Raw genomic sequence first — 13,905 nt, forward strand, 5'->3', positions numbered from 1 at the left:
CCTTGCGCAGACCAGCCTAACGCCGCCAACGCCACGTTCAAGCAGCGCGTCACCCTTTGCGGAACGGCGTGCGTCCGCCCAGCAGCAACTGGTCCTGCGCAATGCCTGCGCGCTCCTGCGCGAGGAAGTCTGCCACGGCGCGGCGAAACCCCGGATCGACGATGTAGTGCGCAGACCACGTCTGCACCGGTGCATAGCCCCGCGCCAGCTTGTGCCCACCCTGCGCGCCCGCCTCCACCCGGCTCAGCCCCAACGCGATCGCGGCGTCGATGGCCTGATAATAGCACAGCTCGAAGTGCAGGAACGGCTTCTCCACCAGCGCCCCCCAATACCGGCCATAAAGCGCATCGGCGCCGATGAAGTTGATCGCGCCCGCCACCGGCTCACCCTCATGGAAGGCCAGCACAAGCAGTACCTTGTCCGCCATTCGCTCGCCGATCAGGTCAAATGCGGCGCGTGTGAGATAGGGCCGCCCCCATTTGCGTGCGCCGGTGTCCTGGTAGAACAGCCAGAAGGCGTCCCAATGCTCAGGCAGGATCGCATCGCCGTTAAAAGAACGGATTTCCACACCGTCCTGCGCCCGTGCCCGCTCCTTGCGCAGGTTCTTGCGCTTTTCCGAACTCAGCGCGGCAAGGAAATCATCGAAACTGGCATAGCCGCGATTTTCCCAATGGAACTGGATGTCGCTGCGCAACAGCCACCCTGCCTCTTCGAACAAGGGTAACTGGTCGGGCGCGATGAACGTCGCATGGGCCGACGACAGGTCGTTGCTCTCGCACAGCTGCTCAGCCGCGCGCAGAAGAGGCACGGCCAGGTCGGTCCGGTCCCCCAGCAGCAATCGCGGGCCTGTCGCGGGGGTAAACGGCGCGGCAATCTGCAATTTGGGATAGTAGTCCCCGCCTGCCCGCATCCACGCATCCGCCCACGCATGGTCGAACACATATTCGCCCTGGCTGTGGCTCTTGAGATAGGCAGGAAGCGCGGCAGCCGGTCGGCCATCATCGCCTTCGATCACGATCGGCAGCGGCGACCAGCCGGTGCGCGCACCGACCGAGCCCGATTCCTCGAGCAGCGCCAGAAAGGCATGTGAAACGAATGGATTGCCGGAACCGGCCATCCGGTCCCAGTCCGCGGGCGAGATCTCGGAAACGGACTTGTGGATGCGCGCGGTCAGACTCACGCGCCAATCATGCCTTCAGTCCCGCACCCTCGGCAATAGGTCCATCGGCACAGTCGGCAGCACGTGCCGCCAGTTCGGCCGAGCGCACTGTCCAGGTCAGCACCGGAAAGCCGCGCCGCCGCTGTGCATCGACAAAGCGGCTCGGCAGGTCGCGCACGTCCCACGCAAGAAACTGCGGCTTGCCCTGCCAGAACGACAGCAGCAGCTTGATCCGCGCGAGCAGCGTGCGGTTGCCGTTCTCGGTCACCACCAGACCGTGGACGATGTGCGGCGAATAGCGCGCGAACCAGCGCGAAACGCGCGGGTCGAAGCTCATCACCGCCACCGGCCCGCGATAGCCCTCGAGCGCGCGCCGCACCGCAAGGCACAGCGGCGCGGACCGGATTTCGCGCTTTGACTTAACCTCGATCAGCACGGGCACCCGGCCGCCCACCTGATCGAGAAACTGGCGCAAGGTGGGAATGCAATCGCCACTCCCGGTCAGCGCGATCCGGGCGAGGTCCTTGGCCCGCCGCTCGAGCACTGGCCCGCTCTCGCCGGTCAGACGGTCGAGGTCCCAGTCGTGGAACACCACCGCCTGCCCGTCCGCCGTGCGTTGCACGTCGCATTCGATGCCCTGCCCCTGCTCGATCGCGAGCGCAAAGGCGGTGGGCGAATTTTCGGGCACGCCGCTCCCGTGCAGCCCGCGATGGGCGTAGGTCTTGCCCCGCAGCCAGCCCACCCGGCCCTCATCGGGCGCGGGGACCAGCCAGCGGTCAAGCAGGACGGAGGGCAAGGACAGCATCGACTTCAACCGCAGCGCCCAGAGGCAGCACCGGAACGCCCACGGCGCTGCGCGCATGCTTTCCTGCATCGCCGAATGCCGCGACCATCAGTTCAGAAGCGCCGTTGGCGACCTTGGGCTGATCGGTGAAATCCTTGGCCGAACACACGAACGCGCCCAGCTTGACCACACGCTCCACGCGATCGAGCGAGCCGAGTGCCGCCTTGACCTGCGCCAGGATCATCAGCGCGCAGGCCTGCGCGGCAGCCGTGCCCTCTTCAAGGCTCACGTCCTTGCCCAGCCGCCCGGTCACCAGCTTGCCTTCGATGAACGGCAACTGCCCCGAAACGTGCAGCAGCCCGCCTGCTTCCACCGTCGGCACATAGGCGGCAACGGGCGCGGCGGCCTGCGGCAAGGTCAGTCCCAGTTCGGCAAGCCGGGCTTCAACGCTATCGGTCACGCATCTTCTCCATGAATTTGGGCAAGGATCCAGGGGAGCGCCGCTTCCCAATCGTCGATCCGCGCATGGGCATGGCCCGCCTGATGCGCGCAATCGATATGCGGGGCAAGCAGCGGCTCTCCGCACAGGTGCAGGCGGATCACGTCAGGCGTCAGCTGCGACACCGAATCGTGATGCTGCGGCAGGTCGTCGATGAACAGCGCGCGGCTCGGATTGTATTCCTCGAGGATCGCTTTCAGCGCCGGCCCCTTCGGCCCCTGGTTGGTGAAGACGCGGGCATTGATGCCGACATCGGCCAGCTGCTGCGTGCGGGTCTCGCGGCGATGGTCGTTGAGATTGGTCAGGATCACCACATCGGCGTCCTGCGCAATCGCATTGATGCCCGCTACCGCGCCGACGATGGCCTGCTGGCGATACATCTCGGTGTCGAAGAACTTGTTGAGCAGGCTCCAGATCTGCTCGGGCGGCACGAAGCTGCCGTCCCCGGCATAGCGCAGCGCCCTCGAGAAATCGGCATTGTCCATGTGGAAGGTCACGCCTTCCTTTTCGGCCAGCCAGTCGCGGAACGGGGCAACCATGTGCAGCAGCACCTCGTCGCAATCACTGACGATCAGGGGGCGGCTCATGCAAGATCCTTTCGCGCGGCGATGATCGCCTGCGGCGACATGTCGAGAGCGAAGGCCGCGTTGACAAGGTCGGCCTCGTGGTTGGCCAGAAAATCGAGCACCGCACCCTGTACTGCAGGTTCGCCCAAACCGGCCCGCAGTTCCTCGGGCGTCAGCCCGGTCAGCGAAAGGAACCGCTCGGCGCGCGGACCATCGGACAGAACCCAGCCAAGCGCCTGCAGGGCGATCGCGGCGGCATCGGGCGTGGAGGAAGGCTCGCGGATGATTGTCAGGGCCTTTCGCGGGCAATAAGGGTGCCTCGATCGCGGCATCGGTGCCGTTCGGGAACAGGCGTGTCAGTGGCAAAAAGAATTCTGGTTGTCGAGGACAACGACCTCAACCGCAAACTGTTCTGCGATCTCCTGCGCGCCAACGGCTTCGAAGTGGAACCGGTGGCCGACGGCCGCGAAGCGATCGAGAAGACTCGCCTGTTCATGCCTGATCTGGTCATCATGGACATCCAGCTGCCAAACATTTCGGGCATGGACCTGATCGTCGCGCTCAAGGGTGACGACGAACTGAAGACAATCCCGATTCTCGCTGTCACCGCCTATGCCGGAAAGGGCGACGAGGAATCGATCCGCGATGCCGGTGCTGAAGGCTACCTTGCCAAGCCCGTTTCGATCGGGCCGTTCATGGTCGCGGTAAACAAGCTGCTCTGAACGATCACATTGCCGCCGCAACGTTCGATGCGTGCTCGATGATGAAGGTCACCACGGTCAGGCAAAGCCCCGCCATGAAGCTCTTGTAGGCATAAGCCAGATAGCGATACTTCTTGCGCTGCAGGACCTGCCCGTTCTGGTAGATGTCGTGCAGCATCGTGCGGAACACGGTCTCGTCGGCGTGCAATTCGGCCAGGATCGAATCCGTCCACTCGGCTTCGTCCATGTGCGTGAAATAGCCGAAGAACAGCTTGTTGGGCTTGCCATCGTTGATCTTGGCCGCATTCGGCCCGCTTACCGAAGGCAGCACCGCAAACACCGCGCACATTGCCGAGATGAACGCGAAGATCGCCAGCACACCCAGCGACCACGGCATCGTTCCGCTCTTGGCCTGTCCCACCGCGATCGTGAACACGAGGAACGTGGCGCCCATGAGGATCGAAGCCTTGGCATCGGCCATCTGGCTCAGCGTCAGGTTGATCTGTTGCGACGTTCGCACGAGGTGAATGGCATGGTTGGAAAACCCCGTGGGCGAAAGCACCGACGGCGTCGCCTGCGGTTTCGCGGCCTGCGGATCGGTATCTGCCATGGCTCATCCCCTCGAGATATGCGATTTTTCGGTCTAAACCGGGGATGACACAAGCGCGCCGCGCTTGACAAGCGGCGGTATTGGCCGCTTTTCCGCCGCAATCATCTGGCAGGGGCCTTTTCGCCCATTGGAGAAGACATAATGGATCGCGCCGCAACCGCCGAAAAGATCGCCGAACTGATCGGTCCCTTCAACAAGAAGGGCATCGAAGTGACCGAGGCGACGACCTTCGCCGGCGATCTCGAATGGGACAGCCTGACAGTGATGGACTTCGTCGCCGCGATCGAGGACGATTTCGACATCATCATCAGCATGAACCAGCAGGCCGAAATCGAGACCTACGGCCAGCTGATCGACGCGGTGACCAAGCTTCAGGGCTAGGCAGCCTGGTTCGTCATTGCGAGGCCGCAAGGCCGAAGCAATCCAGGGGGCATCGTGAAACGACTGGATTGCTTCGCTCCGCTCGCAATGACGAGTGTGGTTTTGCGACGAATGTGAATTTTCAAACGAAGGTGCCGGAATGACCGATCTCTTTTCGAAGTTCGACCCGCTGATCGAACAGCGGCGCGCGCTGCTTGCAGGCGGGGTCGAGGATCCGTTCAACCTCGTGATGGAGCGGGTGGTTTCGCCCACTGTCGCAGTGTGCAACGGACGCGAGACGATCCTGCTCGGTACCTACAACTACATGGGCATGACCTTCGACCCCGACGTGATCGCGGCGGGCAAGCAGGCACTGGACGATTTCGGCTCGGGCACCACCGGCAGCCGCGTGCTCAACGGCACTTATGCCGGGCACAAGGCCTGCGAAGAGGCGCTCAAGGAGTTCTATGGCATGGATCATGCCATGGTCTTCTCCACCGGCTACCAGGCCAATCTCGGGATCATCAGCACGATCGCCGGCAAGGGTGATTACATCATCCTCGACATCGACAGCCACGCCTCGATCTGGGACGGCTGCAAGATGGGCGATGCCGAAGTCGTGCCGTTCAAGCACAACGACATCGAGGCCATGGAAAAGCGCCTCAAGCGCGTGCCCGAGGGCGCGGGCAAGCTCGTGGTGCTCGAAGGCGTCTATTCGATGCTCGGCGATATAGCCCCGCTCAAGGAAATGATCCGCATCGCCAAGGCGCACGGCGCGATGGTGCTGGTCGACGAGGCACACTCGATGGGCTTCATCGGCCCCAATGGGCGCGGCGTGGCCGAAGACCAGGGCTGCCTCGACGATGTCGATTTCGTGATCGGCACGTTTTCCAAGTCGGTCGGCACGGTCGGCGGCTTCTGCGTCTCGAACCATCCCAAGTTCGAGATCCTGCGCCTTGTCTGCCGCCCTTACGTATTCACCGCATCGCTGCCGCCCAGCGTGGTTCACACCGCCGCCACCTCCATCCGCAAGCTGATGCATGGTGCCAACAAGCGCGCGCATCTCTGGGAAAACTCGCGCGTGCTCCACAAGGGCCTGCGCGATCTGGGCTTCCAGCTCGGCACGGATGAACCGCAGAGCGCGATCATCGCGGTCATCATGCCCGATCTGGAACGCGGCGCGGCCATGTGGGAAGCGCTCCTTCACGAAGGCCTCTATGTCAATCTCGCGCGTCCGCCGGCAACGCCTGCGGGCATGACCCTGCTGCGCTGCTCGCTCTGCGCCGAACACTCTGCCGATCAGGTGCAGACGATCATCGGCATGTTCGAACGCGCCGGCAAGGCCGTGGGCATCATCTGATGAAGCGCGCATTCGCTGGACTGGTTGCGCTGGCACTGACCGCATCGCCGGCGCTCGCGCAGAACCGCACGGCGCCTCCGGTCTTTCCGCCCCCCTCTCCGCCAATCCAGCCTCCGGGCGAAGGCATGATGGACAAGCCCTGCCCTACTGCGGCCGGGCTGTGGTTCGCGCACCCCTATCTTCGCCAGTATGACTGGGCGTGGCAATGCCGGTTCGCCGAAGCCGACAAGCAACTGGCGGCGCCTCCCCGCGTCGTGTTCATCGGCGATTCGATCACCGAGAACTGGGCCGGGCTGGCGCCCGCACTGTTTGACAGCAGCGTTGCAGGGCGCGGGATCAGCGGGCAAACCAGCCCGCAGATCCTCGTGCGGTTCTATCAGGACGTCGTGCGCCTGCGCCCCAAGGTCGTGCACATCATGATCGGCACCAACGACATTGCCGGCAACACCGGCCCGAACAGCGCCGAGATGTATACCAACCATGTCGCCGCCATGGTCGATCTTGCCCGCGTCAACGGCATTGCGGTCGTGCTCGGCAGCGTGCTGCCGGCCGCGAAATTTCCGTGGAAGCCGCAACTCAGCCCGGCCAATCAGGTCGTCGCGCTCAACATCTGGCTCAAGGATTTCGCCAGGGCGCGCGGCGTGGTCTATGCCGATTACCACACGGCACTCGTCAACGCCGAAGGCGGCATAAGCCCCGACCTCGCGCCCGATGGCATCCATCCCAACGCCAAGGGCTATGCCGTGATGGAACCCATCGCGAAGGCGGCCATCGCCGAGGCGGAGGCGTTGGCTGCGGGGGCCAAGCACTAAGTCATAGGCCGCTCGTCAGAGGTTCGGGAACCTCACTTCTGGCACTTCGCGCAGAAGAAGGTGGAGCGCCCGCCCTGCACGATCCGCGTGACAGAGCCGCCACATTCGCAAGGCTCGCCCTCGCGTCCGTAGACTTTCCAGTCCTTGGCGAAATACCCCAGTTCTCCGCTGGGCCGCGCATAGTCGCGCAAGGTCGATCCGCCAGCCGCGATCGATTCGTTCAAAACGTCGCGGATTGCGGGCACCAGCAGGCGCAGCGATTTCATCGTCACCTTTCCGCCCTCGCGCTCGGGATGGATGCGCGCGCGATAGAGCGCCTCGCAGACGTAGATATTGCCCAGCCCCGCCACGATCCGCTGGTCCAGCAGCAGCAGCTTCACCGCTGCGATCCGGTTCTTCATCGCCCGCGCCAGATGCTCGGCGGTAAGGTCATCGCCCAAGGGCTCGGGCCCCAGCGCGGCGAACTGCGGCCAGGCATCGAGCGCTGCCGTATCGACAAGGTCCACCGACCCGAACCGCCGCGCATCGTTGAGCGAAAGTACCCGCCCCTCGCCCGTTTCCAAGACCAGATGATCGTGCTTGCCGATATCCTCGGGATCGATTCGCCAGCGCCCCGACATGCCGAGGTGAAAGACCAGCGTCCGGTCGCGGTCGGTATGGATCAGCCCGTATTTCGCCCGCCGCGAAAGCCCGGTCACGCGAGCGCCGGTCAGGCCTTGCGCCAGATCGACCGGGAACGGACGGCGCAAGTCCGCGCGATTGACCTTCAGCCGCGCGATGACCTGCCCGTCAAGCACGGTTGCAAGGCCTCGGACGGTCGTCTCTACTTCTGGGAGTTCCGGCATATCCTCTCCACCCCTAACACCCTTTGCCGTCCGGGCAATTCCCCACTAAAGGCGCAAGGCATGACCGCTCCCGAAACAGCATCCTTCGGTTACGAAGACATCCCCGCCGCTGAAAAGGAAGGCCGCGTCGGCGCGATCTTCTCGAACGTCGCCGCCAAGTACGATGTGATGAACGATGCCATGTCGGTCGGCATGCATCGGTTGTGGAAGGACAAGTTCGTCCGCCGCGTTCGCCCCAAGGAAGGCGAGACCATCCTCGACATGGCAGGCGGCACCGGCGACATCGCCTTCCGCATGGCCACCTCGGGCGCACAGATCACCGTCTCGGACATCAATCAGGACATGCTCGACGTCGGCATCGAACGCGCGATTAAGCGCGGGATCGACGGCCTTGTCTGGTCGCGCCAGAACGCCGAGGAGCTGACTTTCGGCGACCGCTTCTTCGATGCCTATACGATTGCCTTCGGCATCCGCAACGTTACGCACATCGACAAGGCTCTGGCCGAAGCGCACCGCGTATTGAAGTTCGGCGGCCGCTTCTTCTGTCTCGAATTCTCGACCACGCAGTGGCCGGGCTTTTCCGAGATCTACGACGCCTATTCACACAAGCTGGTGCCCAAGCTCGGCCAGATGATCGCAGGCGACGAGGAATCCTATCGCTACCTGATCGAATCGATCCGCCGCTTCCCGACCATGCCCGAATTTGAAGGCATGATCCGCGCCGCAGGCTTCCGCCATACCAAGGTCGAACCGATCCTGGGCGGCCTCGTCGCGATCCATTCGGGCTGGAAGGTCTGACCCTTTGACCCTTCCCGCCACTCATCTGCGCCGCCTGCTCGGCTGGGGCCGCACGCTTGCCCGCCACGGCGCGCTGCGCGGGATCGAGGCCGATCCGAACACGCCCTCGCCCGTGCGCACGCTGTGCCGGGTGGCGCGGTTCGGCACGATCCAGCCGAAGACGCCGGACTATGCCAATGCCTTCCGCGCCATCGGCCCCGCCGCGATCAAGCTCGGCCAGACGCTTGCCACCCGGCCCGATCTCGTGGGCGAGGAAGCCGCGCACAACCTGCTCGCGCTGCAGGACAACCTTCCGCCGGTCGATTTCACGCTGATCAAGGCCGAGATCGAGCGCACGTTCGAAAAGCCGCTCGAGGCGCTGTTCGCCACGTTCGATCCGGTGCCCGTGGGCGCGGCCTCGATCGCGCAGGTTCACCGCGCCACCACGATCGAGGGCCGCGATGTTGCGGTCAAGGTGCTGCGCCCCGGCGTCCGTGAAAAGCTGGCGCGCGACATCGACACCTATGAGTGGGCGGCCGCGCATCTCGAAGCGCTCGGCGGCGAGGCCAGCCGGTTGCGCCCGCGCCTCGTCATCGCCAACTTCAAGCGCTGGACGGTGCGCGAATTAGACCTGCGGCGCGAAGCGGCTTCGGCGTCGGAACTTGCCGAGACGATGAAGGCCTATGCCGGCTACCGCGTGCCCGCGATCGACTGGGACCGCACCAATGGCCGCGTCCTGACGCTCGACTGGATCGACGGCGTCAAGATCAGCGACACCGCCGCGCTCGACGCTGCCGGGCATGACCGCAAGGATCTCGCCAAACGGCTGGTTCTCGCCTTCCTCACCCAGGCGATCAGCGGCGGCTACTTCCATGCCGACATGCACCAGGGCAACCTGTTCGTGGAAGCCGATGGCACGATCACCGCGATCGACTTCGGCATCATGGGCCGGATCGACCGTCGCGCCCGCCAGTGGCTGGCCGAAATCCTCTACGGCCTGACCACGGGCAACTATCGCCGCGTCGCCGAAATCCATTTCGAAGCGCAATACGTGCCGAGCTATCACTCGGTCGACGAATTCGCCACCGCGCTGCGCGCGGTGGGCGAGCCGATGCGCGGACGTCCGGTTTCCGAACTCTCGGTCGGCCAGATGCTCGACGGGCTGTTTGCGATCACGCGCGATTTCGACATGCAGACCCAGCCACACCTGCTGCTGCTGCAGAAAACGATGGTCATGGTCGAAGGCATCGCCACCCAGCTCGATCCCGAGATCAACATGTGGGACGTCTCGGCCCCGTTCGTGCGCAGCTGGATCCGTGACGAGCTCGGCCCCGAAGCCGCGATCGCCGACCGCATTCGTGACGATGTGCAGACGCTGCTGCGCCTGCCCGACCTCATCCGCCGCATCGAGGACAAGTATCCGCCCAAGGGCGGCGCGCCCGAAGCCCCGCCGCTCCCCGAGATCGACCTGATCGTCGGCCCCGACCGTCGTCGGCGCAACTGGATCGGACAGCTCCTGCCGTTCATGGCAGGCGGGGCCCTTGTTGCGGCTGCCCACGCGCTAGGCTGGCTGGGATAGACCCTTTTTGCGCCATACCTTGTATCCGTTCGTGTCGAGCGTAGTCGAGACACCACAGAACCGCACCAGCGTGTCTCGGCTTCGCTCGACACGAACGGTCGTTTTGCGGTCCTAGGGTCAATTACGCTTGCCCGGCACCGCTCTTTCGCACTTGCGCCTGCCCAAGCGGCATTTCCATGCGCTTGATCTATCGCGCCTGCTCGCGGCGATCATGGTGCTGTTCTGGCACTACCAGCACTTCTTTGTGCCCCCGGTCGAACGCCACTTCAACGTCAACCGCGCGATCCAGCCGTGGTACGAGGCACTGGGCTGGCTCTACGAGCACGGCCACACGGCGGTGCAGTATTTCTGGGCGGTCTCGGGCTTCGTCTTCGCCCACGTCTATCTGTCGGACCCTCGCGCCCACGGCCGGTTCTGGCTGGCTCGCGTCGCACGGCTTTGGCCGCTGCATTTGCTGACGCTGGGCCTGATGGCACTGCTCCAGGGCATCTATGTTGCACGGACGGGCACCGAGTTCGTTTACCACACCAACGATCTCAAGCATTTCGCGCTCTCGATCCCGCTGATGCAGTATTGGGGCTGGCAGGATAACCAGTCGTTCAATGGCCCCTCGTGGTCGCTCTCGACCGAAATCCTCGCCTATCTCGCCTTCTGGCTGGTCCTCCCGCACCTGCGCCGCGCGCCGCTTGGCCTGTCCTTGCCATTTGGTGCGGCGATGCTCTGGCTTACGCTGCAGAACGCACCCGACAAGGACGTGTTCGCCTGCCTCGGCTACTTCTTCCTCGGCACGGCGGCCTATGGCGCGGCGCTCAAGGGCTGGCTGCGCCCTGCCAGCCTCTTGCCGCTCGGGCTGGCACTTTTGCCCATCGCGTTTGCACTCAAGGCGCAATACCGCGATGGCGATGCGGCAACCATCGCCGGCACCTTTGCGGTACTGTTCCTGACGCTGGCGCTCGACCTGTGGGATGAAAGGGGCCGCCTCCAGTTCGGCCAGAAGCTCGGCGATGCCTCTTACGGGATCTACCTGTGGCACATCCCCATCCAGTTGGCGCTCGTGCTGCTGATCGATTCCATCGGCGCGGGCCGCGATCTTGCTCGCCAGCCGTGGTTCCTGATTGCCTATATCAGCGCCGCGATTGCCGCAGGCTTCATCAGCCACGCCCGGTTCGAACGCCCCGCGCAGAAGGCGGTCTTCGCGCTCTGGGCGCGGTGGAAAGCGCGCCAAGGTTAGCGCGCGCGCTCCCTGCTCTGCGTCCCTTCTCCCGGCGTGATATAGATCGCCCGGCCAGCGCTCACGACATCTGCTGTGTGCCACACGCCTTTCGGTACTACCGCAAACTCGCCTGCGCGCAGCGGCACGCGCGATTCACCGCCGTCCAGCTCAAGGATCAGCACCAGTTCTCCTTCGAGCTGGATGATCATCTCCTCGCCCTGCGGGTGGCATTCCCACACCGTCCAGTCGCTTGCGCTGTCAAACATGCTGACCAGCCGTCCCGAGGGAAGTGCTCCCACGCCCGTTTCCCAGAACGCGGCATCTACCCTGACCGGAAGGCACTGGCCCGCGCCGACCAGCTGGGCGAAGTATTCGCCAAGCGCCAGGGCCTGCGAAGTCATCCGGCGATCTCGTTCAGCCGGTGATGCGGAAGCATCCGCCATGCAGCGAGCATCATTATCACGTGGCCCGCCTCTACCGCCATCGGCACCGGCCAGCCGGGATAGGCCCCGGTGACCGCGACATTGATCGCGCGCCCGACGAACGACACGCCGAACAGCAGCGCGGGCACCAGCAGCAGGTCGGCATTGCGCCGCCATGCGCCCCACATCATGCAGAACGCGGCGACGCCGAAGAACGAGGTGAAATCTGCCCGAATCGTCGAAATGCCGGAGATGCCGGTGGCCGCGAGGCCAAAGCCGGTCGCGGCCTGCTCGGGCCCGGTCAGGAAGCTGATAGCCAGGAACAGGTCGAACAGTCCGGCAAGGAACACCAGCGCAGTCAGGACAAGTCTCATGTCATTGCATCCCCTCGATCGTTGATCGCGATGGTGCATCATGGCGAGCGGCCATGCAAAGGGATTAGGTTGGGGGATTGCGCGGTGCCCGCTGCCATTGCACAAGCCGCAGCCATGACAGGCAAACGCATCCTCCTTATCGTCGGCGGCGGCATCGCGGCCTACAAGGCCTGCGAACTGGTGCGGCTGATCCGCAAGGGCGGCGCGGAAGTGACTTGCGTTCTGACCGAGGGCGGATCGCACTTCGTCACGGCCATGACACTGGCGGCGCTCAGCGAGAACCCCGTGCACACGACGCTGTGGGACCTCAAGAACGAAGTGGAGATGGGCCACATCCAGCTTTCGCGCGCTGCCGACCTTGTCGTCGTCTGCCCCGCTACGGCAGACCTCATGGCGCGCATGGCAGCGGGCATTGCCGACGATCTGGCGACCACGCTGCTGCTGGCGACCGACAAGCCCGTGCTCGCGGTTCCGGCAATGAACGTGCGCATGTGGAGCCATGCCGCCACCGTGCGCAATGTCGCCACGCTGCGCGCCTCTGGCGTCACCGTGCTCGATCCCGACGAGGGGGTGATGGCCTGCGGGGAATACGGGCCGGGACGCTTGCCGGAACCGGAGGCGGTCTGGGCGGCGATTGCCGAAATGCTCGGTGCGGGTGCTCCGACAGGCTCAGCACCAACGGATCTCGGTGCAGCGGAGTTTGGCGGCACATCCGCTCGGCCTGAGCTTGTCGAAGGCCGAGCGCAGTCGCTTTCGGGCAAGAATGTCCTGATCACGGCAGGCCCCACCCACGAACCGATCGATCCGGTGCGCTACATTGCCAACCGCTCCAGCGGCAAGCAGGGCTTTGCCATCGCCGCCGCTGCCGCGCGGGCGGGCGCGAAGGTCACGCTGATTGCCGGGCCGGTGAATCTCGACACCCCGCAAGGCGTCACCCGCGTCGACGTCGAAACCGCGCGCCAGATGGCTGCAGCGGTCGATGCGGCGCTTCCTGCCGACGTCGCCATCATGGTGGCTGCCGTGGCGGACTGGCGCTCTGCCGGAGAAGCTGCCCGGAAGATCAAGAAGGACGGATCGGGCGCGGTGCCGCCGCTGCAACTGGTCGAGAACCCCGACATCCTCGCCACGCTGTGCAGATCTGAGCGCCGTCCCGCGTTGGTGGTGGGCTTTGCCGCCGAAACCAACGACGTGCTGGCCCACGCGCAGGCCAAGCGGCTGCGCAAGGGCGCGGACTGGATCGTTGCCAACGATGTCGCGACGCACCGGATGGGCGGCGAGATCAACGGCTTGCACATCGTCAGCGCAGACGGCGTCGAAAGCCTGCCCGAAATGTCGAAGGACGCGGCCGCTGCCGCCCTGATTCAAAGGATTGCCGATGCACTCGCCTGAAGTCCCGGTCCTCGTGAAGCGTCTGCCCCATGGCGAGGGCCTGCCCCTTCCCGCCTATGCGACCGAGGACGCCGCAGGCATGGACGTGGTTTCGGCCGAAGACGTGGAACTTGCCCCCGGCGCGCGTCACGCAGTGGCCACCGGACTCTCGCTCGCGATCCCGCACGGCTACGAAATCCAGGTCCGCCCCCGCTCGGGTCTGGCGCTCAAGCACGGGGTGACCGTGCCCAATACGCCAGGCACGATCGACAGCGATTATCGCGGCGAACTGAAAGTGATCATGATCAACCTCGGGCCTGAGACCTTCGCGATCCGCCGGGGCGATCGCGTGGCCCAGCTCGTCGTCGCGCCGGTCACGCGCGGGTCGTGGGTAGAGGTCAGCGAACTTGACGAGACCGCGCGCGGCCAAGGCGGGTTCGGCTCGACCGGCGGTCTGGCTGCGCTGAAAGGCTGAC

General features: G+C 64.7%; 18 protein-coding genes. 9 read left to right on the plus strand and 9 right to left on the minus strand.

The genetic code is table 11. The features are described from left to right. Nucleotides 1-49: 49 nt before the first annotated feature. From AC2A04_RS06760 to AC2A04_RS06780, 5 genes are read right to left on the minus strand one after another with little or no spacing between them, the layout of a single operon-like run. On the minus strand, nucleotides 50-1,180 hold the full coding sequence (locus tag AC2A04_RS06760) for a GNAT family N-acetyltransferase (RefSeq protein WP_484211522.1): 1,131 nt from the start codon (nucleotides 1,178-1,180) through the stop codon (nucleotides 50-52). 7 nt (nucleotides 1,181-1,187) lie between these two features. After that, on the minus strand, nucleotides 1,188-1,964 hold the full coding sequence (locus AC2A04_RS06765; RefSeq protein ID WP_484211523.1) for a glycerophosphodiester phosphodiesterase family protein: 777 nt from the start codon (nucleotides 1,962-1,964) through the stop codon (nucleotides 1,188-1,190). Then, on the minus strand, nucleotides 1,936-2,403 hold the full coding sequence (locus AC2A04_RS06770; RefSeq protein ID WP_484211524.1) for a RidA family protein: 468 nt from the start codon (nucleotides 2,401-2,403) through the stop codon (nucleotides 1,936-1,938). The genes AC2A04_RS06765 and AC2A04_RS06770 overlap by 29 nt, the downstream gene beginning before the upstream one ends. After that, nucleotides 2,400-3,029, minus strand: a complete 630-nt coding sequence (locus AC2A04_RS06775; protein ID WP_484211525.1) for an HAD family hydrolase — start codon at nucleotides 3,027-3,029, stop codon at nucleotides 2,400-2,402. The genes AC2A04_RS06770 and AC2A04_RS06775 overlap by 4 nt, the downstream gene beginning before the upstream one ends. Next, nucleotides 3,026-3,340: a DUF3572 domain-containing protein gene (locus AC2A04_RS06780; RefSeq protein WP_484211526.1), complete on the minus strand. Its 315-nt coding sequence runs from the start codon at nucleotides 3,338-3,340 to the stop codon at nucleotides 3,026-3,028. The genes AC2A04_RS06775 and AC2A04_RS06780 overlap by 4 nt, the downstream gene beginning before the upstream one ends. A gap of 27 nt (nucleotides 3,341-3,367) precedes the next feature. On the opposite strand from AC2A04_RS06780, the gene AC2A04_RS06785 reads away from it, so the two are divergent. Beyond that, nucleotides 3,368-3,730, plus strand: a complete 363-nt coding sequence (locus AC2A04_RS06785; protein ID WP_484211527.1) for a response regulator — start codon at nucleotides 3,368-3,370, stop codon at nucleotides 3,728-3,730. A 4-nt stretch (nucleotides 3,731-3,734) separates the two neighbouring features. On the opposite strand, the gene AC2A04_RS06790 is transcribed toward AC2A04_RS06785, so the two are convergent. Beyond that, nucleotides 3,735-4,319: a Pycsar system effector family protein gene (locus AC2A04_RS06790; RefSeq protein ID WP_484211528.1), complete on the minus strand. Its 585-nt coding sequence runs from the start codon at nucleotides 4,317-4,319 to the stop codon at nucleotides 3,735-3,737. A gap of 141 nt (nucleotides 4,320-4,460) precedes the next feature. On the opposite strand from AC2A04_RS06790, the gene AC2A04_RS06795 reads away from it, so the two are divergent. The 3 genes from AC2A04_RS06795 to AC2A04_RS06805 all read left to right on the plus strand — a co-directional run bounded on the left by AC2A04_RS06795 (nucleotide 4,461) and on the right by AC2A04_RS06805 (nucleotide 6,851). After that, on the plus strand, nucleotides 4,461-4,700 hold the full coding sequence (locus AC2A04_RS06795; protein WP_484211529.1) for an acyl carrier protein: 240 nt from the start codon (nucleotides 4,461-4,463) through the stop codon (nucleotides 4,698-4,700). A 139-nt stretch (nucleotides 4,701-4,839) separates the two neighbouring features. After that, nucleotides 4,840-6,039, plus strand: coding sequence for a serine palmitoyltransferase (gene spt, locus AC2A04_RS06800; RefSeq protein WP_484211530.1), 1,200 nt, complete (start codon nucleotides 4,840-4,842; stop codon nucleotides 6,037-6,039). Then, entirely contained in the window at nucleotides 6,039-6,851 is an 813-nt protein-coding gene (locus AC2A04_RS06805) for an SGNH/GDSL hydrolase family protein (protein WP_484211531.1), read from the plus strand. Before spt ends, AC2A04_RS06805 begins: the two co-directional genes overlap by 1 nt. 32 nt (nucleotides 6,852-6,883) lie before the next feature. Here the strand turns inward: AC2A04_RS06805 and mutM are convergent, their stop codons facing one another. Next, the gene (gene mutM, locus AC2A04_RS06810; RefSeq protein WP_484211532.1) at nucleotides 6,884-7,696 is read right to left on the minus strand and encodes a bifunctional DNA-formamidopyrimidine glycosylase/DNA-(apurinic or apyrimidinic site) lyase; all 813 of its coding nucleotides are present in this window, start codon (nucleotides 7,694-7,696) and stop codon (nucleotides 6,884-6,886) included. A gap of 60 nt (nucleotides 7,697-7,756) precedes the next feature. On the opposite strand from mutM, the gene AC2A04_RS06815 reads away from it, so the two are divergent. From AC2A04_RS06815 to AC2A04_RS06825, 3 genes are all read left to right on the plus strand, one after another. Further along, nucleotides 7,757-8,494 carry a class I SAM-dependent methyltransferase gene (locus tag AC2A04_RS06815; RefSeq protein ID WP_484211533.1) on the plus strand — a complete coding sequence of 246 codons (738 nt, stop codon included), beginning with the start codon at nucleotides 7,757-7,759 and terminating at the stop codon, nucleotides 8,492-8,494. A gap of 4 nt (nucleotides 8,495-8,498) precedes the next feature. Further along, the gene (ubiB, locus tag AC2A04_RS06820) at nucleotides 8,499-10,052 is read left to right on the plus strand and encodes a 2-polyprenylphenol 6-hydroxylase (RefSeq protein WP_484211534.1); all 1,554 of its coding nucleotides are present in this window, start codon (nucleotides 8,499-8,501) and stop codon (nucleotides 10,050-10,052) included. Between the two features lie 127 nt (nucleotides 10,053-10,179). After that, entirely contained in the window at nucleotides 10,180-11,283 is a 1,104-nt protein-coding gene (locus tag AC2A04_RS06825; protein ID WP_484211535.1) for an acyltransferase family protein, read from the plus strand. Here the strand turns inward: AC2A04_RS06825 and AC2A04_RS06830 are convergent. Further along, a complete protein-coding gene (locus AC2A04_RS06830; RefSeq protein ID WP_484211536.1) occupies nucleotides 11,280-11,666 on the minus strand; it encodes a cupin domain-containing protein in 387 nt (128 codons plus the stop codon). The two genes, AC2A04_RS06825 and AC2A04_RS06830, sit on opposite strands and share 4 nt — an antisense overlap. Further along, on the minus strand, nucleotides 11,663-12,061 hold the full coding sequence (locus AC2A04_RS06835; RefSeq protein WP_484211537.1) for a hypothetical protein: 399 nt from the start codon (nucleotides 12,059-12,061) through the stop codon (nucleotides 11,663-11,665). Before AC2A04_RS06835 ends, AC2A04_RS06830 begins: the two co-directional genes overlap by 4 nt. A 114-nt stretch (nucleotides 12,062-12,175) precedes the next feature. Here AC2A04_RS06835 and AC2A04_RS06840 point away from each other — a divergent pair, with 114 nt between their 5' ends. Both AC2A04_RS06840 and dut read left to right on the plus strand, forming a co-directional pair. Next, nucleotides 12,176-13,450: a bifunctional phosphopantothenoylcysteine decarboxylase/phosphopantothenate synthase gene (locus AC2A04_RS06840; protein ID WP_484211538.1), complete on the plus strand. Its 1,275-nt coding sequence runs from the start codon at nucleotides 12,176-12,178 to the stop codon at nucleotides 13,448-13,450. Further along, entirely contained in the window at nucleotides 13,437-13,904 is a 468-nt protein-coding gene (dut, locus tag AC2A04_RS06845) for a dUTP diphosphatase (protein WP_484211539.1), read from the plus strand. Before AC2A04_RS06840 ends, dut begins: the two co-directional genes overlap by 14 nt. The last annotated feature ends 1 nt before the right edge of the window (nucleotide 13,905 follow it).

This window comes from Novosphingobium sp. HNCC26DJ243 (genome assembly GCF_057180545.1).